Below are 26,391 nucleotides of genomic sequence, written 5' to 3' on the forward strand. Positions count from 1 at the left end.
ATTAGGCCGCCGACAGATCCATCTCGGCCAGCACTAGGGCTGCCGTTCCGGTCAACAAAATCTGATCGATCGGCTTGGGGCGGCCCAGAAAATAGCCTTGCGCCTCGTTGCAGCCTTCGACCTGCAGGATGGTGAGCTGGACGTGGGTTTCGACGCCTTCGGCAAGCACGGGAATGTCGAGGCTGCGCCCCAGTGTCAGCACGGCGCGGATGATCGCCTTGGCCTGCGGGCTGCGCTCGACATCGGCCATGAAGGAGCGGTCGAGCTTGATCTTGTCGAACGGGAACGAGCGCAGCGTGTCGAGCGACGAATAGCCGGTGCCGAAATCGTCGATCGCGATCGTCACGCCCAGCGCCTTGATCTGGCGCAGCACGTGCAGCGTGCGCACCTTGTCGGCGACGATCGTCGATTCGGTGAGCTCGAGCTCGAGACGCTTCGGCGAAAGGCCGGTCTCGATCAGGATCTGATGGACGAGCTTGGCGAGGTCGGCATGGGCGAACTGCACCGGCGACAGATTGACCGCGATCTTGTGGCCATTGTCCCAGGACGCCGCCTGGCGGCAGGCGGTGCGCAGCACCCACTCGCCGATCGGCAGAATGGAGCCATTCTCCTCGGCGATCGGAATGAATTCGGCCGGCGGGACCATGCCGTGCACGGGATGGGTCCAGCGCAGCAACGCCTCGTAGCCGCAGGTGGCGCCGGTCGCGACCGAGGTCTGCACCTGATAGTGCAGTGAGAGCTCGCCGCGCTCGATCGCCAGGCGAAGGTCGGTGGCGAGCGCCCGGCGCGCCCGCGCCGTCTCGTCCATGGTCGATTCGTAGAAGCAGACGGCCCGCGTCACATCGTTCTTGGCCCGGTACATGGCCAGATCCGCATTGCTGACCAGCCTCTCCCGGTCGGCGCCGTCGCGCGGATAAACGGCGACGCCGATGCTGGCGCCGGTGACTGTCTCGAAATCGTCGATCCGCAACGGCTGGAACAATGATTTTTCCAGCCGCGACACCAGGCCGAGCAGGTCGTTCTGGTCCTTGAAGCGCTTGATGGCGGCAAATTCGTCGCCGCCGAGCCGGGCGACGAACTCGCCGTCGCCGGCCAGTTTCGCCAACCTGCGGGCAATGATCTTGAGCGCCTGGTCGCCGGCCGCGTGTCCCCTGAGGTCGTTGATTTCCTTGAAGCGGTCGAGATCGATGACGATGACGGCGGTCTTCGTGTCCTTATCCTCGCCCGCCCGCTCGATCTCATGGTCGAGGCGGTCATTGAAGGAGACCCGGTTGGCAAGGCCGGTGAGCGAGTCGTTCAGCGCCAGATGCTGCAGCCGCTCGAAGCTGTCGAGCCGGCCGCGTTCGTCGATCAGATAGCTGGCGAACCCGGTGGCCGCGACGATCATGCCGACCACGGCGACAGCGACGGCCATCGCTTCGAGGATATCGGGATTGGTGCCGGTGGTGATGAAGGAGAGCGGCGTCACCGCCACCGCCGCCATCGCCGTGAAATGCAGGCCGACGATCGCCAGTACCAAAAGCCCTATGCCGAGATAGTGCGACCAGCGATAGGGCCGGCGCGCCGCCTGGCCGATCGCCGCGGCGGAGAACGCCATCGCGATCAGCACCGAAGCTACAACATAGCGGGCGTCCCATTCGACGATGCCGGCCACGTGATAGGCCATCATGCCGGTATAATGCATGGCCGAGATCGCCAGCCCGACGACGCATCCGCCCCATTCCGGCGCCAGGCCGCGGCCTTTGTCCAGGGCAAGGCCGAAGCCCGCGCCGGTTCCAACCATGGCGATGACCAGCGATATCATGGTGAGCGCCGGATCGAAGGTGATCGGCGCGCCGGGCTGATAGGCCAGCATGGCGATGAAATGCGTGCACCAGATCGAAGACCCGGCGGCGACCGCGGTCAGGAACAGCCATCCCCGCATCTGCACGCCGACGGTTTTCCTGGCGCGGTCCAGGAGACCGATCGTCACCCAGCAGCCGGTGACGCACATCAGCGCCGCCAGCAGGACGAGCCACAGATTATGCTCCGTGACGATGCATGATATAACGCGCATCAGGAATGGTCCAAGCCCGAGAACACCCGCATTGCGCGGGCAAAAGCCGCTTCGGCACTCGCGTGGCCAGTGCAGCTCTGTCTCGCTGATTTAGCGGCAGGACATGAAAACTTGCTTAAATCCTGGGCATAAATGCAGCCCATGATTGTACCAGGTTGTTTCCCCAGAGCATGATCCCGAAAAGTGGCAACCGGTTTTCTCGGGCAAACGGTTTCCGTTTGTCCTGAGATCATGCTCCAACAAACAGGCATGATCCCGCCGTCTCGCGCTGGATCAGCAGTCTGGCGCCTCGCGCGCTTGCTCGCTTTGCCGTTCCTGCTAAAAGGCGCTCCGACAATCCGTGACGCCCTTGCCCGAGCGTCCGCCATCGACGGAGCAGAAATGTCCAAGACCAAAGACGTCAAGAAAGTCGTGCTCGCCTATTCCGGCGGTCTCGACACATCCATCATCCTGAAATGGCTGCAGACCGAACTCGGCGCCGAGGTCGTCACCTTCACCGCCGATCTCGGTCAGGGTGGCGAGCTGGAGCCGGCGCGCCAGAAAGCCGAGATGATGGGCATCAAGGACATCCGCGTCGTCGATGTGCGCGAGGAATTCGTCTCCGACTTCGTCTTCCCGATGTTCCGCGCCAACACCGTCTACGAAGGCACCTACCTGCTCGGCACCTCGATCGCTCGGCCGCTGATCTCAAAGCACCTCGTCGAGATCGCCAGGGAGACCGGCGCCGACGCGATCGCTCATGGCGCCACCGGCAAGGGCAACGACCAGGTGCGTTTCGAGCTGTCGGCCTATGCGCTGAACCCCGACATCAAGGTCATCGCGCCGTGGCGCGACTGGTCTTTCAAGTCGCGCACCGACCTGATCAACTTCGCCGAGCAGCACCAGATTCCGGTGGCCAAGGACAAGCGGGGCGAGGCGCCGTTCTCGGTTGACGCCAACCTCCTGCACTCCTCTTCCGAGGGCAAGGTGCTGGAAGATCCGTGGGTGGAGCCGCCTGAATTCGTCCACCAGCGCACCGTTTCGCCGATGGATGCGCCCGACGAGGTCACCGAGATCGAGATCGAGTTCCTGAAGGGCGATCCGATCGCGCTCAACGGCAAGAAGCTGTCGCCGGCGACCATGCTGGCCGCGCTCAACGATCTCGGCCGCGACAATGGCATCGGCCGGCTCGACCTGGTCGAGAACCGCTTCGTCGGCATGAAATCGCGCGGCGTCTACGAGACGCCCGGTGGCGCCATCCTGATCGTGGCCCACCGTGCCATCGAATCGATCACGCTCGACAGGGGTGCAGGCCACCTCAAGGACGAGTTCATGCCGCGCTATGCCGAGCTCATCTACAATGGCTTCTGGTTCTCGCCCGAGCGCCTGATGCTGCAGGCGATGATCGACAAGAGCCAGGAAGACGTCGAAGGCACGGTGCGGCTGAAGCTCTACAAGGGCAATGTCATCGTCACCGGCCGCAAGTCGAAGAAGACGCTCTATTCCGACGCGCTGGTCACCTTCGAGGACGACCGCGGCGCCTACGACCAGAAGGACGCCGCCGGCTTCATCCGCCTCAACGCGCTGAGGCTGCGCACGCTCGCCGCGCGCAACCGCAACGGCTGATTGTTCAACAATAAAAACCCGGCCAATGCCGGGTTTTTGATTGAAGAGCCCACTATATCAGCGCTTTCTTACTTGATCTTTACAGGGTCTTATCTAGCCTCGTCGCAACGGGTTTGGGGCGATTGATCATGAAGGTCCGATTTTTGACAGTGTCTGCGATGATCGTCGCATTGGCTGGCTGCCAGAGCAGCCAGGAGGCTGTGAAGCAGGACCCAAAGGCGGCATTTGGCCGATGCATGGCAAATGTCGCGACCTGGAACATCACGGCCAAGCACGAAGCCACCGCTTTCATGGGCGTTTCGGCGGCAAACATGCCGACCGTCTTCTGCCGACGCCTGGTCGATGCGATGCTTAGCGGGCGACTGACCCTCTCCGACATAAACAGGCTGCAGACCAACCAATCCACCGACGTTTGGAGGATCATAAAGGGCAAATGACCGTCGCCGCATCGGAACCATCGGTGGGAGTCGGCATTTTGTGCCCAGCCTGGCTGCGCAATCTCGGCGGATGGCTGACGCCGCTGGTTGTTCTAACGAGTCCCGTGACCGCCGTGGCCGAGGATTTCGATCCCGTCTCCCTCGACCTCGCCGCGCTCATCGAATGCAAGGCCGACGTGCCGGCCTATAACGGCTTTGCCCTTTGGCTGAGCGGCGAGCCGGGTGCGGTGGAGACGCTTGGCTGGAAAGGGGTTGCATCAGGCAATCCATTTCTCAGCCAATATGAACTGCCCGCTCCGGTCCACGTCTTCGGGCGCGAGACGGGAACAATCGTCTTTACCGCGACAGGGCCGATGGCCGTGCTTGAGGGCATCGCCGCGCCCGACCTCGCCCGGCAGCTCGGGGTCCCAGCGATGGTCTCGACGCCGGATAAATTCCTTGGCGAGAAGGTGGTGACCGAAAGCACCGAGGAAACCGGCGGCATCAGTCTTTCCACGAGCATCACGCTCAATGTCTCGACCGTCGGCACCCACCCCGGCAAGACGCTGGCCGGCTGTTCCTACGCGGTTGATGTTGGCGATTAGCCGGGAACATCAATCGCTTCGTCATCCACGGGCGGAGCAAGGAGCGTAGCGACGCGGCGCAGACCCTAGAATGACGAAGTTGGGGAGGCTTCAGGCATTCCCGAATGTCCATGATGGTTCCATCAACAAAAAAGCCCGGCGCATGGCCGGGCTCTTCTGTCGAACAGAGCTTTCAATCAATCGCCATCGATCGCCGTGGCGATGAGCACGATGGCCTGCTGGTAGACGTTTGCGTCGTTCCAGCCGGCAATTGCCCCGATATTGGCCGAAGCGCTCGCACCCCGCCGCCAGCCATGGGCCTTGAGGAAATTGGCGGTGGAAGCCAATGCGGTCGCCTTGTCGCGCAGGTTTCCGCTGCCGACGCCATATTTCAGGACATTCCCGGGCAGGAACTGCGTATGGCCGATCTCGCCATGCGCGGCGCCGACCGACGAGGAGCTCAAAGCCCCGCGATCAACCAGCTTCAGGGCCGCAATGGCATGTGGGTGGAAAAACGCCGGGCGGCGGCAATCATAGGCAAGCGTCAAAATGGCGGAAACCGTATTCTGGTTGCCCATGGACGAACCGAAGCCGGTCTCCATACCCCAGATCGCCAGCAGCACACCCGGCGACACGCCGTAATTGCTTTCGATCTGGCTGAACAGCGCCGCATTCGACTTTTTCAGCGAACGGCCCTTGGAAATGATCGCCGCCCCGCCACGGCGCTTCATGAAGGCTTCCACCGAGCCGCTGAAAGCCTTGTGGATGCCGCGGTCGACGGAGATCGTCTTTGTCGCGTAAGTGGCGCCAGCCAGCGCGGCCAGACCCTTGGCGCCGACACCTTCGCCCTTGGCCTCTGCGGCGAACCCCGGCTTCCAAGCATCGAAGCCGGCACCGGTGCTGCCACAACTGGCCGCCGCCTGTGCCCCCGTCGCCAGCCCAAGCACCGCCACCACCGCGGCCGCAAAAATCCTACCCTTGGCAAGAAGTGCCATGTTGTTCTCCTGGTTGCCTGATTCACGTCCCATCTGCGAATTTGCCAGCGAAACGCGCACTTGTCACGGTCTGCGGCACAATGCTGGCGAATGCCGGGGAATTTGCCTACGATCAAGTGATTATTGTGGCGGGGTCGAAATAGCCATGGAAGACGTTGATGTGGTGATCATCGGCGCCGGCTCGGCGGGGCTCGCCGCGGCCAGGACGCTGCAGGCATCCGGTCTTTCCTTCAAACTGCTCGAGGCGATGGGCCGCATCGGCGGCCGGGCCTGGACCAGCGACCAGCATTTCGGCGTGCCTTTCGACATCGGCTGTGCCTGGCTGCATGCCGCCGACCGCAATCCCTATTTTCCCGAAGCCCGGGCTGCCGGCTGGACGCTGCACCACCACGACATGAACGTCGACCACCTCTACTATCGCCAGCACAAGGCGAGCGAGGCAGAGGAAGCCGAGATGAAGGCCGCCGATGCGAAGCTGTTCGAATTGCTGGCGAAGCATCAGGTCAGGGACGGCGACGACGACCGGCTTTCCGCACTGCTCGCCAGGGGCCACGCGCCGCGCGCGGCCGCAACCTTCGCCGGACCGATGGATTTCGGCGCCGACGAGGACGAGATCTCGATCCGCGATTTCCAGGCCGCGGCCGATCTCGACCCAAACTATTTCAGCAAGGAAGGGTTCGGAGCGCTGGTCGCCCGCTTCGGTGCCGACCTGCCGGTCGAATTGTCGACGCCGGTGCGCAAGATCCTGTGGGACGTGCCCGGCGTCGCTTGCGTCACCGACCGCGGCACCGTCCGCGCCAGGGCGGTCATCGTCACCGCCTCGCCGGCAGTGCTCGCCTTCGAGGAGATCGAATTCTCGCCGGCTCTGCCCGACACGCATTTCGGCGCCTTCTTCGACCTGCCGATGGGCATGCTGACCAAGCTGCCGGTGGAGATCCGGGGCACAAGGCTTGGCCTGCAGCCCTTCGACGACCTGCTGATCGAGCGCATGGCCCGGCACGACATCTATTTCCTGTGCTTTCCCTTCGACCTCGATTTGATGGTCGGCTTCGTCGGCGGCGACTTCGCCTGGGAGATGTCGGCGGCGGGCGAGGCCGCCGGCATCGATTTCGTCGTCGACCGGCTGTGCGGCATTTTCGGCGCCGACACCAGAAAGCATGTCGCCCGCGCCATGATGACCAATTGGGGAGGCGAACGCTTCGTGCGCGGCGCCTATGCGGCGGCCCGCCCGGGCCGCTCGGAAGCGCGGGCGGCGCTGATGCAGCCGGTGGCGGAAAAGATCTTCTTTGCCGGCGAGCACCTCGCCGGCCCGCTGATCCAGACCTGCGGCGGTGCGCGGCTGTCGGGCGAAGCGGTGGCCAGACAGGTCGCCACCCAGCTTGCCGCGAAATAGTCCCGATGCAACGCGGAACGCCGGCCGGCGGTTCGCGTTTGGGCACGGGCCGTTATGCACGCTGTGCCTCTTCTGGTGAATTGAGACCGACATGAAACTCTTCGACTGCCCGCATTGCGGCCACCGTCTCTACTTCGAGAATGCACAGTGCCTGAACTGCTCCAGCCTTGTGCTCTACGATCCCGAACATGCCCGCTTCGCCTTGTCGGGCGCGGACAGCATCTTCCAGTGCACCAATGCCGATGAATGCGCCTGCAACTGGATGGCCGAGCCGGGGCAGGGTTTTTGCCGCGCTTGTGTGCTGAACCAGCTGATCCCGGATCTCTCCGTCGACGGCAACCGCCGCCGCTGGATCCGGGTCGAGGCGGCGAAGAAGCGTGCCATCTATTCGCTGCTCGCCTTCGGCCTGCCGGTCGCGCCCAAGCAGGGCCCGACGGACGAGATCGGCCTCGCCTTCGACTTCCTCGCCGATCCGATCGGCGTCGGGCCTGGCGGCGAACGCATTCTCACCGGCCATGACAATGGCCTGATCACGCTCAACGTCGCCGAGGCCGATTCAGCCGAGCGCGAAAAGCGCCGCGTCCAGATGGGTGAGAATTATCGGACGCTGCTCGGCCATTTCCGCCATGAGCTCGGCCATTATTACTGGGACCGCTTGATCCGCGACGATCCGCAAAGGCTGGCCGCCTTCCGCGCTCTGTTCGGTGACGATCGCGCCGACTACGAACAGGCGCTGAAGGCCTATTACGCCAATGGCGCGCCACCCGACTGGCAGCAAAACCACATCTCGGCCTATGCCACTTCGCATCCGTGGGAGGACTGGGCCGAAACCTGGGCCCACCATCTGCACATCACCGACACGCTGGAGATGGTCCATGCGCTGAACTTCCCGCTCGGCCGGCTGGAGACGGTAGAGGCCAATGATTTGCCGCAAGGCGACACCGGCGGCGAACTGCAGGCAGCCCCTTCGGAGCCTGCGAACACGCCCGAGCCCTTCGAAAAAATCCTTGCGCGCTGGCTGGTGCTGTCGGAAGCCTCCAACTCGATCAACCGCTGCATGGGCCTGCCCGACCTCTACCCCTTCGTCATTTCGGACGTGACGGCGCGAAAACTGGCCTTCGTTCACGACCTTTTGACCGGTTTGCCGAAAGACGCGGGAACAAATCGTGAGGTGACGCCGGCATTTTAGCCGGAACGCATGCGCCGCTGCCCCGTTTTCAAACCCGAGGGACCATGAAAACGGAGAGAAACCATGAAATCCGTATTGTTTCCCGCATTCGCCGGGATGATGACCGTGATGTCGGGCGCCGCGCTTGCCGACACCGCCGTCTCGGCCGTCACCGATCTAAACGTGCGTGCTGGTCCGGGTCCGCAATATCCGGTCATCGGCGTGCTCGCCGCCGGCCAGTCGGCGACGCTCAATGGCTGCATCGAAAACAGCAAATGGTGCACCATCGCCGAAGCCGGCGGCCAGGGCTGGGTCTATTCCGACTATGTGACCGCCGATTTCAGCGGCAGTCGGGTGGTGCTGACGCAGCGCCCGCACGGCTCCGCCGTTGCCATCGTCTCACCGCCGGAAGACATCGGTAATTATTCCACCGACTATACCGGGGCGATCGTGGCCGGTGAGCCGGCCGAGGACGCCTTTCCCCCGCCTCCGGCCGCAATCCGCACCTATGTCGACACGCACCGCCTCGACCCGGTCTATCTCGACGGCGAGGTGGTGACGGGCGCGACCTTGCCCGACACTGTCGAGCTGCGCGAAATTCCCGACTACAACTACCGCTATGTCTATGTGAACGGTCAGCCGGCGCTGATCGATCCGCAGACACGGCGCATCATGTACGTGGTGCGTTGATACAGACCAGCGGTCGCGATTGCGACCGCTGGTAACCGCTGGTAAGAGCCGGGACAAGTCGGTGCCCGCAGCGCCCGAGCAGCGCTGGGTGCTGTGTGTGGCGTCTGTTTGCGCACCGAACCCTGACGGAAACGATTCCGATTACTGAGGCATCAGAGGACGCAAAAGGCATGGCCTGATCGCGGTGCCACCCGCCCTTGTCTTGACTCCGCGGCCGATTTCCTGTCTACACGCCTCGAATTCCGCGACGAGTATCCCTCCGAGCAAGCCGACTAGGACGCCGAAGCCTCTTTGAGGCCAAGTGCTGTAAATCGATCCTGGAGGCCAACACCCGGCAGCGCTGAGCGCCCCCGGGTGCTTTTTGGTTTTGGGCTTTTGCTTTTGATTGGACACTTGGCGCGAACGCATTACCTCTCGGGCACCATCCGGGTGCCAGGGAAAAGGAAAACGAATGTTTGAACCGCTGCAGGAGCGCACAAGAGGCGTGGAGGGCCATCGGCCCGACAGGGATCATTATGAATCCAAGGCGCTCTCGCGCGGCGGGTTGACCAATGTTTGAGTCCCTACAAGAGCGTCTTGGCTCCATCCTGAACGGCCTCACCGGCCGCGGCGCGCTGTCGGAGGCTGATGTCTCGGCGGCGTTGCGCGAGGTGCGCCGTGCGCTGCTCGAGGCCGACGTGGCGCTCGAAGTGGTGCGCTCCTTCACCGACAAGGTGCGCGAAAAGGCCGTTGGCGCCGCGGTGCTGAAGTCGATCAAGCCCGGCCAGATGGTCGTCAAGATCGTCCATGACGAGCTTGTCGACATGCTCGGCGCCGAGGGCGTCGCCATCGACCTCAATGCGCCGGCCCCGGTCGTCATCATGATGGTCGGCCTGCAGGGCTCCGGCAAGACGACGACCTCGGCCAAGATCGCCAAGCGGCTGACCGAGCGTCAGAACAAGAAAGTCCTGATGGCCTCGCTCGACACGCGGCGTCCGGCCGCGCAGGAGCAGCTCCGCCAGCTTGGCGAGCAGGTCAAGGTCGCGACGCTGCCGATCATTGCGGGCCAGAATCCGGTCGATATCGCCAAGCGCGCTGTGCAGGCGGCCAAGCTCGGCGGCCATGACGTCGTCATCCTCGACACCGCCGGCCGCACACATATCGACGAGCCGCTGATGGTCGAGATGGCCGACATCAAGAAGGTGTCGTCGCCACACGAGATCCTGCTGGTCGCCGATTCGCTGACCGGCCAGGACGCCGTCAACCTGGCGAAAAGTTTCGACGAACGCGTCGGCATCACCGGCCTTGTGCTGACCCGCATGGACGGCGACGGCCGTGGCGGTGCCGCCCTTTCGATGCGCGCCGTCACCGGCAAGCCGATCAAGCTGATCGGCACCGGCGAAAAGATGGAGGGGCTGGAGGAATTCCACCCCAAGCGCATCGCCGACCGCATCCTCGGCATGGGCGACATTGTCAGCCTGGTCGAGAAGGCCGCCGAGAACATCGACGCCGAACAGGCGGCTGCGATGGCCAAGAAGATGCAGTCGGGCAAGTTCGACCTGAACGACCTCGCCCAGCAGCTTCAGCAGATGTCGAAAATGGGCGGCATGGGCGGTATCATGGGCATGATGCCGGGCATGGGCAAGATGAAGGACCAGATGGCCGCAGCCGGTCTCGACGACAAGATGTTCGGCCGCCAGCTCGCCATCATCTCCTCGATGACCAAGGCCGAGCGTGCCAATCCGGACGTGCTCAAGCATTCGCGCAAGAAGCGCATCGCCGCCGGTTCCGGCACCGACGCGGCCGAGATCAACAAGCTGCTCAAGATGCATCGCGGCATGGCCGACATGATGAAGGCGATGGGCGGCAAGGGCAAAGGCGGCGGCCTCATGCGCGGCATGATGGGCGGCCTTGCCTCCAAGATGGGCCTCGGCGGCATGGGCGGCATGCCCGATTTGTCGAAGATGGATCCCAAGCAACTCGAAGCCCTGCAGAAGCAGATGCCCGGCCTTGGCGGCATGAAGGGCCTGCCCGCCCCCGGCGGTGGTGGCCTGCCCGGCCTGCCCGGCGGCATGAAACTTCCGGGGCTTCCCGGCCTCGGCGGCGGCGGGCTGCCTGGCCTTGGCAAGAAGAAGTGAGGACACCATGAACGAAGAAAAGGACATGGCGGACGCCCGCATCATCCTGGCCGGCTACCGCGCCTCGATCGACAACATCGATGCCGCCCTCATCCATATGCTGGCCGAGCGCTTCCGCTGCACCAAGGCGGTCGGCGTGCTGAAGGCCGAGCATGGCTTGCCGCCGGCCGACCCGGCGCGCGAGCAGCAGCAGATCGCCCGTCTTCGCCAGCTGGCGCATGACGCGCATCTCGACCCCGATTTCGCGGAGAAATTCCTCAACTTCGTCGTCCGCGAAGTGATCCGCCACCACGAACAGATCGCCGCTGCCAACGGCGTGACGAAAACCGGCTGAAAAACAAAGATTTAGCCGCAACTCTATTAACGAAATCAAAGCTTTAGGAGAAAAGAAATGGCACTGAAGATCAGACTGGCCCGTGCGGGCTCGAAGAAGCGTCCCTACTACCACGTCGTCGTCGCCGACGCCCGTTCGCCGCGCGACGGCCGGTTCATCGAGTCGCTCGGCTCGTGGAACCCGCTGCTGCCCAAGGACGGCGAGCGCGTCAAGGTCGACGCCGACCGCGTCAAGCATTGGCTGTCGCATGGCGCCCAGCCGACCGACCGCGTGCTGCGCTTCCTCGACGAAGCCGGCATTGCCAAGCGCGACGCCCGCTCCAACCCGAAGAAGGCCGAGCCGGGCAAGAAGGCCCAGGAACGCGCCTCGCTGCTGAAGAAGGCTCAGGAAGACGCCGCTGCTGCCGTTGCGGCCGCCGCCGCTGCACCGGCCGAGACGGAAGCCGCCACCGCCGAATAAAGAGTGCTTCATCGCATCGACAAAACGGCGGGCCTGTGCCCGCCGTTTTGCTATTGTCCGGGAATGCCATGGCGGCATCAGGCTGATAGCGGATGGGCGAACAGGCAGTCAGGGAAGAAATCCTGTCGGGCAGCGTTCTCGGAACGCTGTTGCGATGCGCTGACGCCACGACCGGCGTCGTGGTGTTGAGCGGATCGAGCGGTCGTGTCGACGTCACCCGCGCCCGGCTGTTTGCCGGGGAAGGGGCGTCCGCGCTCGCGCTCCAGTGGTTTGGCGGCGAAGGCCAGGTTCCCGGCATCTGCGAAATCCCCTTGGAGACGTTCTTCGCCGCCACAGACTGTCTTGTCGGACTGGGCTGCCGGCGCATCGTCTATGTCGGCACCTCGAAAGGCGCCGAGGCATCCCTGCTCGCGGCCGTTCATGACCCGCGCATCGATGCCGTCGTCGCGGTCAGTCCGACATCGGTGGTTTGGGGAAATATCGGCCCAGGCCGCGACGGCATCGATTGGCCGGAGCGATCGTCATGGACGCTGAAGGGGATTCCCTTGCCGTTTGTCCCAAGCAATCCCGATTGGAGCGCGGAGTACGTGGACGGTCTGGCGTCGTACCGCGGACTGTTTCAGCGCAGCTTGCAGACCTTCAGGGACGAGGCGAGCCAAGCCGCCATTCCCGTCGAGGCCATTTCGGCGGAAATCGTGCTGGTTGCGGGCGGCGATGACGCACTGTGGCCGTCTCTGGATTTTGCCACTTCAATCGTTCAGCGTCGCAGGGACGCTGGAAAGGCCACGCGCCTCGTTTCGGCTCCCGACGCCGGCCACCGCATTCTCCTGCCCGGCGAAGACACTCCACGCTCGAGACTGCATGCGCATGGCGGCAACGATGATGCCGATGCGCGTCTCGGCCGCGACGCTTGGGCAGCCATACGGGTTCTGCTGTAGGGCGTTTGCGGTCTGAACGGCGGGCCATGCCCGCCGTTTTACTATTTCCAGTCCAGCGCCGATCAATAGCCGCGCGGGCAGCGGTCGATATAGACATCGCCATGACGGTCGCGATAGCGGCATTGGCCACGCCCGCTCGCCCGGCCGATCAGGGCGCCTGCCACGGCGCCAACCGCGCCGCCGACCACCGCGCCTTCAACCGGATCGCCGGCCACCGCGGCACCGACCGCCGCGCCACCCAGGCCGCCGATAGCCGCGCCGCGTTCGGTTTGCGAACACGCGCCCAGCGCCATCGTCAGCACCATAATCGTCATTATTTTCTTCATTTTCGTTCCTCTCACAGGGGGATCGCCATCGCTCCGCCAAGTGCTTAACTCTCAGACGGCTAATTTGATCCCGCAAAGGATGAAGATCGCGCTACCGCTCGCCCAAGCGACTTCAAGAGAGCGGCTGTGTCGGATCACGCCTCGGTGTTGCGCTTCAAATTGGCGAGGCCGACCTCGAAATCCCGACCGATCAGCGTGTCGAAGTTCATGAACAGGCCCATCAGCTTGGCGATGGGTCGGCTGCCGCGCATGGCCCAGCTGACGGCGGTGGTGTCACCTGAGGGCGTCAAGGTGAAGTCCACGCTGTTGTTGGCGCGGAACGGCTTTTCGAAATCGAGCTTGAGCGACACCTGCGAGGACGGCACCGAATTGACGATCTCCATGCGCCCCTTGCCGGCCTTGCCATTGCCCTCCCAGGCATAGGCTGCGCCCTTGCCGCTTTGCGCGCCGGAGAGCGTGCGCTTCATGTTGGGGTCGAGCTTTTCGTAAGGCGACCACGTCGGCCAGCGGCTGAAATCGTTGATCAGCGGAAAGATCGCGTCCGGCGGCGCCTTGATGATGGCGGTGCGGGTGGTGACGAAATCATTGGGCCGTGTCGCGGCATAAATGAGGATGGCGGCGATGATGACGAGCAGGATAATGAGGATGGTGCTGAACATTTTTCTCTCCCTAAGGCAATTCCAGGAAAACGATGAGACTATCGGCTGAACGGGATCAGCGCGCGCACCTTGGGGTCGCGTAAGTAAAGGCCGCCCCACAGGATGATGCCGAGATAGACGCCGAACAGCGTGTGTGAAAACAACGGATTGCCGATCCGCGCATTGGTGGCAATGGCGCCGCCCATATAGGCGGTGAGCAGGATGGCGCCGAGCACCGAGGTGCGCGGCCATGCGTAGAGCGCGGTCGCGATCAGGCCGATGACGCCGAGCATGCGCGCGACATTGGCATCGGCCGGCCAACCGAGCGGCACCATCGTCTGCGTCACCACGTCGAGCGGCGGCAGCTTGATGGCGCCGTCGAAGATCATGAACAGGATGATGAGACCGCTGAGCAAGCGGCCGGTCCACAAGGCGCCGGACGAGACGGGCGCGGTTTCAGAAATGCTCATTGGTGTTTCCTCGGTGTTTCGGTTTTGACGTTGGCCTTCCTGATGAAGGTTGAACCAAGGACGCGCGGTAACGTGCTGATCCGACACGCCGCCGCGGATTTCTTTTTGATGTCCGGCACGACGACGCATGCGGCCGGACCGATGCTCGTTCAAGGCGATGGGATAGTCTCGACGGGCGTAGCTCGCCATGACCGCACAATAACCCGGCGGCTCGGGTGCCGTGCCGGGGATGGTGGCTCAGTTTGAAATTGGCATTCGCCGAAACGTCGGATTGACCTTCAACACTTCGGCCAGCCAAAGAACAGATTTCTCCGCTGCGGCATATGCGAGCTCAGCCGTATCGTAACGCGCAGCGGAATAGTATTCCGTTGGCGTCCAGGCGCCACCATCCTCGACGTCTCGACGGAATTCCTCATAGCCGAACGATTTGTCGGGCCTGGAGAAGATATCGACGCAGCGGTCGTGTTCGTGGTTCTCGACGCTGGCAAACACGACCCATGATCTGTCAATTCGTTTCGACATCCAGCGTCTTATAGGCTCCGCGCCTGCCAGGATTAGGCGCAACGGCGTCCATCCTCTCGCACAGCTCATCCGTTGACCAGAGTCATTGCGAAACGCCGACAGCCATCGTCAGGAAAAATAGAACTTCTCGGCCGGAATCATCTTGGGCGGTGTTTCGCCCAGCGCCTCGAACACCGAGATTTCGCAGACGCGGCAGAGACCATCGAGCGCCAGGTCGTTGGCTTCGGTGCCGAACGGGTCCTCAAGCTCCTCCGACAGCGCGTCGAGGCCGAAGAAGGTGTAGGCGATCAGCGCCGTGAACAACGGCGTTGCCCAGCCGGTGCTCGAGATCAAGCCGATCGGCAGCAGCAGGCAGACGATGTAGGCCGTGCGATGCACCAGCAGCGTGTAGGCGAAAGGCAGCGGCGTGCCGGCGATCCGCTCGCAGCCTGCCTGAATGGCGGTGATCGATGCCAGCCTCTCATCCAGGATGCGAAAGCCGATCGAATCGACCTCGCCGATCCGGCGCTGTGCGTTGGCGCGGCGGCCCATGCGCCTGACCATCTCGTCGGCCGGATTGGCGAACTTTGCCGCCGCTTCCGCCTCGGTATCGATGAAGGCTCGGGCGTCCTTGATGCTGTCGATCTTGCGCAACTGCCCGCGCAGGAAATGACAGAACGCAAGCGCCTCCATCAGTAAGGCGCGCTGCTCGGTCGGGTCGGCGATGAGGCTGGTCGTGGCCCGCGCCAGATTGCGTATCTCGAAGACCAGCGCGCCCCACAGCTTGCGCGCCTCCCACCAGCGGTCATAGGCGGCATTGTTGCGGAACGAGAGGTAGATCGACAGCGTTACGCCGACCAGTCCGAAAGGCGTGATGTTGAAGACGCCGAGATCAAGCTCGAACCTCCGCGCCAGCACCAGGATGACCGCCGAATAGATGGCGAAGCCGAAAATCTGCGGCAGGATGCGCGGCACCACGGATCCACGCATGATGAAGAACAGCTGCAGGAAGTTGGGGCGCGGACGAACGATCATGGACGGGCCTTTCACGGGCCGGCATCGGCCCTCAGCTCCTGTATTGTGCGATGCGACAGATCCGCAAGCCCGACCGCCAGCGACATCGCCATGTCGTGCGCGGTGCGCGGACTATCGGCAGGTGCCGGTTGCGGATATCAGGGAGCTGTTGCCCGTTCCTGTTCAGGCGAGAGAAATGACCGGCGAGACCGATCTGAAGACACTGTTGGCATCGATGACGCCGGAACTGCTCGACGGCATCCATGTCTTCGCCACGCTGGCGCCTGATGTTCTCCAGCCAGAGGGCCTCGACCCGATAATGGTGTTTCGCGAGCGCGAGGGCAGGACGCTGATCGTGACCGAGGACTCGGCCAGCGCGGCGGGGCTGACCGCCTCATTCCGCTGCCGGATGATCACGCTGAACATCCACTCATCGCTGGAAGCAGTCGGCTTCCTCGCCGCCATCACCACACGGCTGGCAGCCGCCGGCATGGGCGTCAATCCGGTCTCGGCGTTCTATCATGACCATCTGTTCGTTCCGGCGGAGCGGGCGGAGGAGGCGATGGAGTTGTTGCGCGAGTTGGCCAGGGACAGCGCCGGCTGAGCTTTGACAGAACAGCGTAAATCGCGTAAATTACGGTAAATGCGTAAATTACGCGAACTTAGGATGCACCGTTATGCGCGAAGTTCCTACCACAGAATTCACCCGCAATTTTGGGCGCTACCGTGAAATCGTGCAGCGTGAGCCAGTCGCCGTCATGAGCCATGGGCGACCAACCGGCTATTTCGTTTCGGCTGTCGAGTATGAAGATCTGCAGCGCTACAAGAACCTAGCCCAGAAATCATTTGCGACCAGGGACCTGCAACGCGAGGACGTGGAAGCCATCGCCAATGGCCGCATGTCATCGGAACACGATCATCTCAATGCACTGATGGACGCCAAATAGGGCATGCCGTTGCCCGATCCGCAACTCGGCCTCGTGATTTCCTACGCGTATCTATGGCACCATGAGCATCAAGCCGGACAGGATGAAGGGCGCAAAGATCGCCCTTGCGTGATCGTGCTCGCCGTTGAGCAGGACGCAGATGGCCTGATCGTGACGGTGGTCCCCGTCACGCATGTCCCGCCGGCGGACCAGTCGCTGGCAATCGAGCTGCCACCCGCTGTCAAACGTCACTTGGGCCTGGACGGCGAGCGCTCATGGGTGATGCTTCACGAAGGCAACCGCTTCGCGTGGCCGGGTTACGACCTTCGACCGGTGCCGCGCTCGACCGACCGCTACGACTACGGTCTGCTTCCCCCAAAACTATTCTCGTCGATGGTGGAGCGCTTCAAAACCATTTGGGAAGCCGGGCGAGATCTTCCCGTATCGCGCGATTGACCAATTGGCGGAAGACCGCGCCAGCGCCCCTGCTCCCCGTAAGCGGGGAGAAGAGAGCTAACGGCCGAAGGCCGAGCCCGCGACCTTGGGCCGCCGGTCGTCCGGCGCCCTCGCGGAGGGCCCGCCGCGGCAGCGGCGATACGGCCCGTGAGCGGTAAGCTAGGCCGCCTTCTTCTTCGGCTGGATCAGGCCGCGCTCGACCAGCAGCTCGGCGATCTGCACCGCGTTGAGGGCCGCGCCCTTGCGCAGATTGTCGGAGACGATCCACATCGACAGGCCGTTGTCGATGGTCGAATCCTCGCGGATGCGCGAGATGAAGGTGGCGTCTTCGCCGGCCGATTCCAGCGGCGTGATGTAGCCGCCGTCCTCGCGCTTGTCCAAGACCTGGCAGCCCGGCGCCTCGCGCAGGATATCGCGCGCCTCGTCGGCGGTGATCGGCTTTTCGAACTCGATGTTGACCGCTTCCGAATGGCCGATGAACACCGGCACGCGCACGCAGGTCGCCGTCAGCTTGATCTTGGGATCGAGCATCTTCTTGGTCTCGGCGACCATCTTCCACTCTTCCTTGGTCGAGCCGTCGTCGAGGAAGACATCGATATGCGGGATGACGTTGAAGGCAATGCGCTTGGTGAACTTCTTGACCTCGACGCCGTCGGCGACGAAGACCGCGCGGGTCTGCGTGAACAGCTCGTCCATGCCTTCCTTGCCGGCGCCCGACACCGACTGGTAGGTGGCGACGACGACGCGCTTGATGGTGGCGAAATCGTGCAGCGGCTTCAGCGCCACGACGAGTTGCGCGGTCGAGCAGTTCGGATTGGCGATGATGTTCTTGCGCGTGAACAGCGAGATCGCGTCCGGGTTCACTTCCGGCACGATCAGCGGCACGTCCTGGTCGTAGCGGAAGGCCGACGAGTTATCGATGACGACGCAGCCCTGCTTGCCGATCTTCGGCGACCATTCCTTGGAGACGTTGCCGCCGGCCGACATGATGCAGATGTCGGTGTCGGAAAAATCATATTGGTCGAGCGTCCGGACCTTCAGCGTGCGGTCGCCGAACGACACTTCCGTGCCCTGGCTGCGCCGCGAGGCCAGCGCCACGACTTCACTTACCGGAAAGCCGCGCTCTTCCAGTATGTTGAGCATTTCCCGGCCCACATTGCCCGTGGCGCCGACGATCGCAACCTTGAAACTCATAAATATCTCCTGTCCCTCTCCGCTTGGTTTTTGGAGAAAACCCGCCGGCCAATGCGGGTTTCGTCCCCCGGGCCGGACCCGGGAGAGGGTGGTTAGGCCAAGGGAATCACACCGTTTTGGTGGTGGTTTTTTTGGCCGTAGTTTTGCTGGAACGAGGAGACGCGACGACGCGCCCGGCCCAATGATTTGCATTGTGGCCAGGGAAATCGAATGCAAGAACCGCCATCAAAAGGCCGCGCATCGAAATGATCCCGTTCGAAGCGGGCTTTTACGCGGTTTGCGGCAGGAGTCAATTGGCGGTGCGTCGCATGGCCTTCATGGCTTGCCCTGTACAAGAGCGGCAGCAGGAAGTACGAACGGCCAAGATTGTTTGGCTGGCGTGGCGCCAGCCCCGGCTCGTGCTCCATGATGAGCGCAGAACCCTGAATTCCGAAAGAGCGAGATGTCCAACTTCGAAGCTATTGTTCCAGCGCTGGCACAGGCGCTGGAAAAACGCGGCTATTCCGAACTGACGCCTGTGCAGAAGGCGGTGCTGGAACTCGGCCAGGCCGATGCGCTGGTGTCGGCCCAGACCGGCTCCGGCAAGACCGTGGCCTTCGGCCTGGCGCTGGCGCCGACCCTTCTGGGCGATGCGGAGCGCTTTGGCCATGCCGCCGCACCGCTGGCGCTGGCGGTGGCGCCGACGCGCGAACTGGCGCTGCAAGTGACGCGCGAGCTCGAATGGCTCTATGAGCTGACCGGCGCCACGGTCGCGTCCTGCGTCGGCGGCATGGATATGCGCACCGAGCGGCGCGCGCTGGAGCGCGGCGCCCATATCGTCGTCGGCACGCCCGGCCGGCTGCGCGACCACATCACGCGCAATTCGCTCGACATGTCGGCGCTGAAAGCCGTGGTGCTCGACGAGGCCGACGAGATGCTCGATCTCGGCTTTCGCGAGGACCTCGAATTCATCCTCGACGCCGCTCCGGCCGACCGCCGCACGCTGATGTTCTCGGCCACCGTGCCGCGTTCGATCGCAACGCTCGCCCAGGGCTATCAGCGCGATGCCATACGCATTTCGGCCGCCGGCGAGGAAAAGCAGCATCTCGACATCGAATACCGGGCGCTGAGCGTCGCCCAGGCCGACCGCGAGAACGCCATCATCAACGTGCTGCGCTTCTATGAAGCCAAGAACGCGCTGGTGTTCTGCAACACCCGCGCCGCCGTCAATCATCTGACCGCACGCTTCAACAACCGCAATTTTTCGGTGGTGGCGCTGTCGGGCGAGCTCAGCCAGAACGAGCGCAGCCACGCTTTGCAGGCGATGCGCGATGGCCGCGCAAAAGTCTGCATCGCCACCGACGTCGCGGCGCGCGGCATCGACCTGCCCAATCTCGAACTGGTCATCCACGCCGACCTGCCGACCAACCCGGAAACGCTGCTGCATCGCAGCGGCCGCACCGGACGCGCCGGCCGCAAGGGCGTCAGCGCGCTGATCGTGCCCAACAGCGCCCGCAAGCGCACCGAACGGCTGCTGCAGAACGCTGGGCTGAAGGCGACATGGGCAAGCCCACCCTCGGCCGATGACGTCATCCGCCGCGACGATGAGCGCATCCTGGCCGATCCGGTTTTCGACGAGCCGGTGAAGGACGACGAGCGCGAGTTCATCGACGCGCTTCTCGCCAAACATGGCGCCGAACAGGTGGCGGCCGCCTTCGTGCGCCAGTGCCGCGCCAGCCGCTCGGCGCCTGAGGATCTGATGGACGTGGCGCCGTTCACGCCTTCGCGTGAAAGACCGGCGGGCGAAAACTTCGCGCGCCGCGACGAGGCGCCCAGCCGCCGCGACGATTTCGGCGACAGCGTCTGGTTCTCGCTCTCGATCGGACGCCGGCAGAATGCCGAGCCGCGCTGGCTGATCCCGATGCTGTGCCGCACCGGCAGCATCTCGAAGCGCGAGATAGGGGCCATCAAGATGCAGCCGGAAGAGACCTACGTGCAGATCGCCGCGGACTGGGCCGACCGCTTTCTCGCCGCGATCGGTCCCGACCGCAAATTGCAGGGCAACATCATAGTGAAGCGGCTGGAGGGCACGCCGGACCTGTCGCGCGCCGGCTATCAGCCGCCGAGTCCCGACAAGAAGCCGCATCGCGGCAAGGCGCCTTCCGACCCGAACGCACCGAAGCGCAAATTCGAAAAGCGCGCGCCGGCACCGTCCGACCAGCGGCCGCCAGCCGCGCATGAGGCAAAGCCATGGGCGAAGAAGCCGGGCAAGCCGAAATTCGACAATGCCGGCCCGCCGAAGCACAAGAAGGCGAAACGGCCCTCGTAAATCTACAGACGGCGAGATGCGCTCTCTTTCAGCCCGGCCTTGATGGCGGCCCAGCTTGCCGATGCCGGTGTCGGCCGATGCTGGCTTGCGATACGCTCCGCCAGCGATGAACGCCATTCATGATCCTCCGCCATCTGGCGGATGGCGGCATACCAGCCGGCCTGATCGTTGGAATCGATCGCCGGCATCAGCCCGCCGGTCGCCTCGATCAGCGATGGCGTGGTCGACACGATCGCCGGGACGCCGAAATCGAGGCATTCTGAGGCGCCGTAGCCCCAGCCCTCTATATGCGAAGGAAAGACGCCGAACGTGGCGCTGCGATAATATTGGATGAGCTGCTCGTCGCTGACCAGCCCGGTGAAAGTGACCGACTGCAGCAGTTCGGGATGCGCCTTGAGATAGGCGCGCAGCGGCTCGATCATCCAGCCCCAGCGCCCAGCGCAGACAAGCCTTGGCAGCTTGACGCCTTCTTCCCGTGCCTGCTGCCAGATCCGCGCCAAGAGGATGTGGTTCTTGCGCACTTCGATGGTCGAGCAGTAGAGCACGAACGGCTCGCCGGCCTCGATGCGCGAGGCCGTGCCCATGCGCGATGCGTTTGCGTGCAAAATGGAGGGCATCGGAAAGCGATACACCACGGGCGCGGCAATGCCGGCCTTGCGCATATGCTCGGTCAGCGTCGCGCCGACCTCGTCGGAGGCGCAGAATGCCGGCGCGCCGGAGCGCACGAGTTGTTCGAGATAGGAGCCGAAGCGGCGCTCGCTGGTGCCTGAGCCAAGCAAATCGGGGCGCAATGCCGGGATGATGTCGTGGCAGAGGAAGGCAAGCTTGCCGGCAGTGCCCGAAACAGCGGAACGGTCCTCCTGGGTCAGGATGTGATGGCTGATCAGCACGAGGCCGGGTTCCGTCTCGACCGGCTGGGCTATGGCGTCCTCGCGCAAACCAAGCCGGATCCGCGCCCGTTGGTCCAGACGATAGGCGCGGATCAACAGCCTCGTCGCCTGGTAGGCAATCCCCTTGCGGCCGTTGGTCACCGTCCTGGCCAGATGGCGGTCCATCTCGCGCTTGTCCCAGGGCTGTTGCCGCACTGCCTCGAAAGCCTGCGACAGCGCTGTGCGTCTCCCTGGCCACCGTTTGACACGATGCGGTGAAATCTCACCCGCCGCGACATGGTCCTGTTCGTAAGCGGCGAGCGGCCGGAACCGGCTCTCGCCTGGCCTGAACGCCACCACCTCCACGCTGGGGTCGGGGTCCGCCAGGGCCGCGTTGACGAGAAAGCTTTCCACCCGCGGAATGCCAGCCAGGCCCTTGCCAGGCGGCCAGAGCATCAGCCCGGTGGCATCGATGGCCAGTCTCGGAGGTTTCATGACCTCGGTTGCGGCGCTGGCTTCAGAATGCTCGACTGTCATTGTCTGCTTTGGCGAAGAGGCTGCACGTAAAGCCTTATGCTTGATTTGCCGCTAATATGGTAGCCGTGTCGCACGGCCCCATGTCGCATGGTCTTGCCCGCGGGCTCGGCCTTGTGCCACACCTTGGCAGGGACGTGGCGATAAAGGGGGTGGGTGATGCGCGGCGAAGTGCTCCACTATGACGAGGATCAGGGCTTCGGCTTCATCACCGGAACCGACGGCAACCGCTACACATTCACCCGCGAGAACCTCCGCCGGCAAACCGCGATGCCCAAGGGAACGGCGGTCGAGTTCCAGGCCGGCGGCGGCCAGGCGCGTGACGTTTTCTCGATCGCCACCGCAAGCCCGGCCGCCGACGCCGGCCCGAGCGCTGCCCCGGTTCAAGCCAGCCCCGCACCTACGGCAGGCGCAGCACAGGCGCAGCAATTCGGCCGATCGTCCGAGTCAGCCGAACCCACCGATCTCTGGGGCTATTTCTGGCGTAGCGTGACCCAGAACTACTTCAATTTTGCCGGCCGCGCCCGCCGCAAGGAATATTGGAGCTATTGCCTGTTCTGGACGGTTTGCCTGCTGATCATCTTCGGCATCGGCATCTTCACCGACATCGAAATGGGTAATTTCGACAACAGCTTCTCAGCAGCGGTGACGGTTGGCCTGTGCGGCACCTTCCTGCTAGCCACCTTCCTGCCTAGCCTCGGCATGATCGTGCGCCGCCTGCACGACATCGGCCTGACCGGCTGGCTCTGCCTTGTAATCCTGATCCCAACCATCGGCAGTTTGATCATACTGGTCTTTGCGTTCATCCCGACGCAGGCCCGCGAAAACCAGTGGGGACCGGTGCCGGCGGGCGTCCGAATTTAGCCTCGCGTGCATATTGCAATCAAGAACAACCTTGAGTAGTATTTGCGCATCGCATTGTAAGGGGGAAGCATGCGCGGCGCGGTCTATCACTACGACCAGGATCAGGATTTCGGTTACATCAATGGGGTCGACGGCAAGCGCTATATCTTTACGCGTAACGACCTAAGCCCTGACATCGCCCTCGTGAGGGGAACCCTCGTCGAATTCCAGCCGGATGACGGCGCGGCCCACAATATCGCCGCAGCCTCAACCGCGCCGTCGTCAAGCAGCGGTGAACCACCACGGCCTGGCCAGCTTGCCGAAAAGCGGCCTGCCGGTTCTACAGGACTGTGGGCCTATTTCGGGCGAACGGTGAGCGTGAATTATTTCAATTTCAACGGACGCGCCCGCCGCAAGGAATTCTGGGCCTTTTGGCTATGTTGCATTCTCATGCTGGCAACGCTTTTCGGCTTCGGGCTCCTCGTCAATCTGGCGGTCAATGGCTTCGGCGCCAATGCGGGCAGGACGTCGATAGGATTCCTGCCCTTCCTTATCTTCGCGTTGGCAATCAACCTGCCATGGATCGCGCTTACCGTGCGGCGTGTGCACGACATCGGCCTGAGCGGCTGGCTTGTCTTGCTCTGCTTCATCCCGGCCGTCGGCGGTGTAGCCTTGCTGGTCTTCGGGCTTGTGCCGTCCCAGGTGGGCGAAAATCCTTGGGGGCCAGTGCCGGCAGGGGTCAAGATTTAAGGGACGGCGATCAAGCTTCAGCGCTTCCTCTCAACGTCGCACCGCCCCTCACCTGCCTGCCGGCATCCTCTCCCCGTGAACGGGGCGAGGGGCGCTCTCATCACCGGTTTCACCAATCACAAACGTTGCAGAACTGTGCCGACGGTGTGGCTGCCTCTCCCCGTTTACGGGGAGAAATGCCCGGTAAGCAATGAGGGGCGGCGCCAACGTTGAGGATTGGCCACCCAGAACGCGCGAAATCAGCCCAGGAACTTGGCGATGATCGCGTCGCCCATCGCAACCGTGCCGACCTCGGTCATGCCGGCGGACAAAATATCCTTGGTGCGCAGGCCCTGATCGAGCACGGCGGCGATCGCGCCTTCCAGTCTGTCGGCTTCATCGACCATGCCGAAGGAATAGCGCAGGCACATGGCGAAGGAAGCGATCATGGCGATCGGGTTGGCGATGCCCTTGCCGGCAATGTCGGGCGCCGAACCATGGACCGGCTCGTACAGCGCCTTGCGCTTCTTGGTCTTGACGTCGGGCGCGCCGAGCGAGGCCGACGGCAGCATGCCGATCGAGCCGGTCAGCATGGCGGCGATGTCGGACAGCATGTCGCCGAACAGATTGTCAGTGACAATGACGTCGAACTGCTTTGGCCAGCGCACCAGCTGCATGCCGCCGGCATCGGCCAGCATGTGGTCGAGCTTGACGTCGGAGTAGCGCGCCTTGTGGGTCTGGGTGACGACCTCGTTCCACAGCACGCCGGACTTCATGACGTTGCGCTTTTCCATCGAGGTGACATGGTTCTTGCGGGTCCGCGCCAGTTCGAACGCGACACCGGAAATGCGCTCGATCTCGAACGTGTCGTAGACCTGCGTGTCGATGCCGCGCTTCTGGCCGTTGCCGAGATCGATGATCTGCTTGGGCTCGCCGAAATAGACGCCGCCGGTCAGCTCGCGCACGATGAGGATGTCGAGGCCTTCGACCACTTCCTGCTTGAGCGAGGAGGACGCGGCCAGCGCCGGATAGCAGATGGCCGGGCGCAGATTGGCGAACAGCTCCATGTCCTTGCGCAGCCGCAGCAGGCCCGCTTCGGGGCGCACCTCGTAAGGCACGGCATCCCATTTCGGACCGCCGACCGCGCCGAACAGCACCGCGTCGGCCGCCATTGCCTTTGCCATGTCGGCATCGGAAATCGCAGCGCCATGCGCATCGTAGGCGCAGCCACCGACCAGGCCCGCATCGGTGACGAAGCCGCTGCCGAGCTTTTCGTTCATGGCCGCGATCAGTTTCTTGACCTCGGCCATGGCCTCAGGGCCGATGCCGTCGCCGGGGAGCAGGAAAAGATGCTTCGTTGCCATGGAGAAACCGTCCCAGAAAGAATTTGAACCGGCGCTTTGCTAAACGCCAAGCGGCGCATGCGCAAGGGGACGAGGAATGCTGCCGCGCGGAACAGGTGCAGTTGTGCCGCACGCTGCTGCATGCGACCTCTCAGAACTTGGGTTCCTCGCCCCCGCCAGAGGCGGGGGAGAGGTGGCCGCGAAGCGGACGGAGAGGGGGTTGCGGCGCTGGCAAGTTCGCTCTGATATTCAACGCCGCGCAGCCCCCTCTCCGTCTCGGCTTCGCCGAGCCACCTCTCCCCCACTTCCGTGGGGGCGAGGAACCCAGGCTGGGGTAGCGTCCTGCGAAAAACCCTTCACCGATGCGAGAGAATGTTGACCAGCCGACCGAAGGGATCGCGCGCATAGAAGCGCCGCACGCCCCAGGGCTCGTCGGCCGGCCCGTATTCGATGGCGAAGCCGGCGGCCTTCATGCCTTCGAGCGCAGCCTCGACATCGTCGACCTCGATCGACAAATCGGGCACCGGCGTGCCGGAGCCGCCTTGCGCCATGAAGGAAACCTGCACCTGCATCTGTTCCCCGGAACCGTAGGTGACGATCCAGCCCTGATCCATCAGCACGTCGAGACCAAGCACGTCGTGGTAGAAGCGGTTGGCGGCTGCCGCGTCCTTTGTTTCGATATTGGCTACGATGCGCCGAACCGTCATGGCTTTGGCCTCCTCATGCCGTCCGCCGCAGCGCCGTCACTTCGATCTCGATCTTCATTTCCGGCTTGTTGAGCTGGCAGACGATCATCGTCGCCGCCGGCCTGATGTCGCCGAAGGTCTCGCCGAGGATCGGGAAGACCACGTCCACGAAGGCCTGGTCGGTGATATAATAGTGCGCCCGCACCACATCGGCCATATCGAAGCCGCCGTCGGCCAGCGCCTTGCCGATCGTCGCCAGGCAATTGCGCGTCTGCGCCTCGACCGTCTCCGGCATCGTCATGGTGGCATAGTCATAGCCGGTCGTGCCGGAGACGAAGCACCAGTCGCCCTGCACCACGGCTCGCGAATAACCGGCGGTCTTTTCGAACGGCGAGCCGGTGGAGATGAGTTTGCGCATGGGGGACCTCGCATGGGTTTGTCGGCCTGCATTTAGCAGGCGGAGCGGCGCGGGTCGTGGGCCAACCAGAGCGGACTGTTGTCACGACGTGGCGGGTGTGGATCGCGGAGATTGGCTGAGGCATCCCTCCCGTCGTCATCAACTCTGAGAAATGGCGGCGTCCCTTAGTCTTGCATTTAGGGTAACGATGATCTTTCGCATGACGGCAGCGATTGCCACCATTGGCTTTTTTCCGTTTGTGACGAGGCGTTTGTAGAAGGGTGCGAATTCGCCCCTTCCAGCTGCGGCGCGCAGGGCTGGCATGAACAGCGCGGTTCTGACATCAGGGCGCCCGCCACGGATTTTGCGGTAGCCTTGCTTTTGTCCGCTGTCGTTTGGGTG

Annotated in this window: 29 protein-coding genes and 1 pseudogene; 16 read left to right on the forward strand and 14 right to left on the reverse strand. The window is 63.5% G+C overall.

All coding sequences use genetic code 11. The annotated features are described in order from the left end of the window. Position 1 precedes the first annotated feature (1 nt). On the reverse strand, positions 2-2,056 hold the full coding sequence (locus AC1DX4_RS33620) for a putative bifunctional diguanylate cyclase/phosphodiesterase (RefSeq protein ID WP_477224420.1): 2,055 nt from the start codon (positions 2,054-2,056) through the stop codon (positions 2-4). A gap of 381 nt (positions 2,057-2,437) precedes the next feature. Here AC1DX4_RS33620 and AC1DX4_RS33625 point away from each other — a divergent pair, with 381 nt between their 5' ends. The 3 genes from AC1DX4_RS33625 (at position 2,438) to AC1DX4_RS33635 (ending at position 4,682) form a co-directional block, all read left to right on the forward strand. Continuing rightward, positions 2,438-3,661, forward strand: coding sequence for an argininosuccinate synthase (locus AC1DX4_RS33625; protein ID WP_477224421.1), 1,224 nt, complete (start codon positions 2,438-2,440; stop codon positions 3,659-3,661). Positions 3,662-3,783: 122 nt separating this feature from the next. After that, complete coding sequence (locus AC1DX4_RS33630) at positions 3,784-4,098, forward strand: hypothetical protein (RefSeq protein ID WP_477224422.1); 315 nt, start codon at positions 3,784-3,786, stop codon at positions 4,096-4,098. Beyond that, positions 4,095-4,682 carry a hypothetical protein gene (locus AC1DX4_RS33635; RefSeq protein WP_477224423.1) on the forward strand — a complete coding sequence of 196 codons (588 nt, stop codon included), beginning with the start codon at positions 4,095-4,097 and terminating at the stop codon, positions 4,680-4,682. The genes AC1DX4_RS33630 and AC1DX4_RS33635 overlap by 4 nt, the downstream gene beginning before the upstream one ends. 176 nt (positions 4,683-4,858) lie before the next feature. Here the strand turns inward: AC1DX4_RS33635 and AC1DX4_RS33640 are convergent, their stop codons facing one another. Continuing rightward, on the reverse strand, positions 4,859-5,656 hold the full coding sequence (locus AC1DX4_RS33640; RefSeq protein WP_477224424.1) for a lytic murein transglycosylase: 798 nt from the start codon (positions 5,654-5,656) through the stop codon (positions 4,859-4,861). Positions 5,657-5,801: 145 nt separating this feature from the next. Here AC1DX4_RS33640 and AC1DX4_RS33645 point away from each other — a divergent pair, with 145 nt between their 5' ends. The 7 genes from AC1DX4_RS33645 to AC1DX4_RS33675 all read left to right on the forward strand — a co-directional run bounded on the left by AC1DX4_RS33645 (position 5,802) and on the right by AC1DX4_RS33675 (position 12,755). Then, positions 5,802-7,049, forward strand: coding sequence for a flavin monoamine oxidase family protein (locus AC1DX4_RS33645; protein WP_477224425.1), 1,248 nt, complete (start codon positions 5,802-5,804; stop codon positions 7,047-7,049). Between the two features lie 91 nt (positions 7,050-7,140). Next, entirely contained in the window at positions 7,141-8,238 is a 1,098-nt protein-coding gene (locus AC1DX4_RS33650) for a zinc-binding metallopeptidase family protein (protein WP_477224426.1), read from the forward strand. A 63-nt stretch (positions 8,239-8,301) separates the two neighbouring features. Continuing rightward, positions 8,302-8,907, forward strand: coding sequence for a DUF1236 domain-containing protein (locus AC1DX4_RS33655; protein ID WP_477224427.1), 606 nt, complete (start codon positions 8,302-8,304; stop codon positions 8,905-8,907). A gap of 551 nt (positions 8,908-9,458) precedes the next feature. Further along, positions 9,459-11,024 (forward strand): signal recognition particle protein, encoded by a 1,566-nt coding sequence (gene ffh / locus AC1DX4_RS33660; RefSeq protein ID WP_477224428.1) that lies wholly within the window; start codon positions 9,459-9,461, stop codon positions 11,022-11,024. A gap of 7 nt (positions 11,025-11,031) precedes the next feature. Then, positions 11,032-11,358: a chorismate mutase gene (locus tag AC1DX4_RS33665; RefSeq protein ID WP_027055188.1), complete on the forward strand. Its 327-nt coding sequence runs from the start codon at positions 11,032-11,034 to the stop codon at positions 11,356-11,358. Between the two features lie 57 nt (positions 11,359-11,415). After that, a complete protein-coding gene (gene rpsP, locus AC1DX4_RS33670) occupies positions 11,416-11,817 on the forward strand; it encodes a 30S ribosomal protein S16 (protein ID WP_477224429.1) in 402 nt (133 codons plus the stop codon). A gap of 92 nt (positions 11,818-11,909) precedes the next feature. Further along, a complete protein-coding gene (locus tag AC1DX4_RS33675) occupies positions 11,910-12,755 on the forward strand; it encodes an acyl-CoA thioester hydrolase/BAAT C-terminal domain-containing protein (protein ID WP_477224430.1) in 846 nt (281 codons plus the stop codon). Positions 12,756-12,817: 62 nt separating this feature from the next. On the opposite strand, the gene AC1DX4_RS33680 is transcribed toward AC1DX4_RS33675, so the two are convergent. The 5 genes from AC1DX4_RS33680 to AC1DX4_RS33700 form a co-directional block, all read right to left on the reverse strand. Then, a complete protein-coding gene (locus AC1DX4_RS33680; RefSeq protein ID WP_477224431.1) occupies positions 12,818-13,081 on the reverse strand; it encodes a YMGG-like glycine zipper-containing protein in 264 nt (87 codons plus the stop codon). Between the two features lie 134 nt (positions 13,082-13,215). Next, entirely contained in the window at positions 13,216-13,740 is a 525-nt protein-coding gene (locus tag AC1DX4_RS33685) for an SRPBCC family protein (RefSeq protein ID WP_477224432.1), read from the reverse strand. 38 nt (positions 13,741-13,778) lie between these two features. Beyond that, a complete protein-coding gene (locus AC1DX4_RS33690) occupies positions 13,779-14,189 on the reverse strand; it encodes a DoxX family protein (protein WP_477224433.1) in 411 nt (136 codons plus the stop codon). A 237-nt stretch (positions 14,190-14,426) separates the two neighbouring features. Further along, a complete protein-coding gene (locus AC1DX4_RS33695; RefSeq protein ID WP_477224434.1) occupies positions 14,427-14,681 on the reverse strand; it encodes a hypothetical protein in 255 nt (84 codons plus the stop codon). A 138-nt stretch (positions 14,682-14,819) separates the two neighbouring features. Next, positions 14,820-15,725 (reverse strand): bestrophin family protein, encoded by a 906-nt coding sequence (locus AC1DX4_RS33700; protein ID WP_477224435.1) that lies wholly within the window; start codon positions 15,723-15,725, stop codon positions 14,820-14,822. Between the two features lie 175 nt (positions 15,726-15,900). Between AC1DX4_RS33700 and AC1DX4_RS33705 the strand changes: the two genes are divergently transcribed. The 3 genes from AC1DX4_RS33705 to AC1DX4_RS33715 all read left to right on the forward strand — a co-directional run bounded on the left by AC1DX4_RS33705 (position 15,901) and on the right by AC1DX4_RS33715 (position 17,086). After that, positions 15,901-16,308: an ACT domain-containing protein gene (locus AC1DX4_RS33705; protein ID WP_477224436.1), complete on the forward strand. Its 408-nt coding sequence runs from the start codon at positions 15,901-15,903 to the stop codon at positions 16,306-16,308. A gap of 73 nt (positions 16,309-16,381) precedes the next feature. Beyond that, a complete protein-coding gene (locus AC1DX4_RS33710) occupies positions 16,382-16,651 on the forward strand; it encodes a type II toxin-antitoxin system Phd/YefM family antitoxin (RefSeq protein WP_477224437.1) in 270 nt (89 codons plus the stop codon). A gap of 3 nt (positions 16,652-16,654) precedes the next feature. Further along, a complete protein-coding gene (locus AC1DX4_RS33715) occupies positions 16,655-17,086 on the forward strand; it encodes a type II toxin-antitoxin system PemK/MazF family toxin (protein ID WP_477224438.1) in 432 nt (143 codons plus the stop codon). A 159-nt stretch (positions 17,087-17,245) separates the two neighbouring features. On the opposite strand, the gene AC1DX4_RS33720 is transcribed toward AC1DX4_RS33715, so the two are convergent. Beyond that, a complete protein-coding gene (locus AC1DX4_RS33720; protein WP_111544088.1) occupies positions 17,246-18,280 on the reverse strand; it encodes an aspartate-semialdehyde dehydrogenase in 1,035 nt (344 codons plus the stop codon). Between the two features lie 92 nt (positions 18,281-18,372). Then, the gene (locus AC1DX4_RS33725) at positions 18,373-18,687 is read right to left on the reverse strand and encodes a hypothetical protein (protein WP_477224439.1); all 315 of its coding nucleotides are present in this window, start codon (positions 18,685-18,687) and stop codon (positions 18,373-18,375) included. A 35-nt stretch (positions 18,688-18,722) separates the two neighbouring features. Between AC1DX4_RS33725 and AC1DX4_RS33730 the strand changes: the two genes are divergently transcribed. Then, positions 18,723-20,588, forward strand: a complete 1,866-nt coding sequence (locus tag AC1DX4_RS33730) for a DEAD/DEAH box helicase (protein ID WP_477224440.1) — start codon at positions 18,723-18,725, stop codon at positions 20,586-20,588. Between the two features lie 2 nt (positions 20,589-20,590). Here AC1DX4_RS33730 and AC1DX4_RS33735 read toward each other — a convergent pair whose 3' ends face one another. Further along, positions 20,591-21,952 carry a glycosyltransferase gene (locus AC1DX4_RS33735; protein ID WP_477224441.1) on the reverse strand — a complete coding sequence of 454 codons (1,362 nt, stop codon included), beginning with the start codon at positions 21,950-21,952 and terminating at the stop codon, positions 20,591-20,593. A gap of 198 nt (positions 21,953-22,150) precedes the next feature. Between AC1DX4_RS33735 and AC1DX4_RS33740 the strand changes: the two genes are divergently transcribed. Beyond that, positions 22,151-22,855, forward strand: a complete 705-nt coding sequence (locus AC1DX4_RS33740) for a DUF805 domain-containing protein (RefSeq protein WP_477224442.1) — start codon at positions 22,151-22,153, stop codon at positions 22,853-22,855. A gap of 69 nt (positions 22,856-22,924) precedes the next feature. Beyond that, a complete protein-coding gene (locus tag AC1DX4_RS33745; RefSeq protein ID WP_477224443.1) occupies positions 22,925-23,584 on the forward strand; it encodes a DUF805 domain-containing protein in 660 nt (219 codons plus the stop codon). Between the two features lie 239 nt (positions 23,585-23,823). Here AC1DX4_RS33745 and leuB read toward each other — a convergent pair whose 3' ends face one another. From leuB to AC1DX4_RS33765, 4 genes and pseudogenes are all read right to left on the reverse strand, one after another. Further along, complete coding sequence (gene leuB / locus AC1DX4_RS33750; RefSeq protein ID WP_477224444.1) at positions 23,824-24,927, reverse strand: 3-isopropylmalate dehydrogenase; 1,104 nt, start codon at positions 24,925-24,927, stop codon at positions 23,824-23,826. A 335-nt stretch (positions 24,928-25,262) separates the two neighbouring features. Further along, positions 25,263-25,613, reverse strand: a complete 351-nt coding sequence (locus tag AC1DX4_RS33755; RefSeq protein WP_477224445.1) for a VOC family protein — start codon at positions 25,611-25,613, stop codon at positions 25,263-25,265. A 13-nt stretch (positions 25,614-25,626) separates the two neighbouring features. Further along, positions 25,627-26,010: a RidA family protein gene (locus AC1DX4_RS33760; protein WP_172222025.1), complete on the reverse strand. Its 384-nt coding sequence runs from the start codon at positions 26,008-26,010 to the stop codon at positions 25,627-25,629. A 138-nt stretch (positions 26,011-26,148) separates the two neighbouring features. Further along, a pseudogene (locus AC1DX4_RS33765) lies at positions 26,149-26,391 on the reverse strand (IS110 family transposase); the annotation flags it as partial.

The sequence above is a fragment of the Mesorhizobium sp. P3_A8 genome (genome assembly GCF_056402995.1).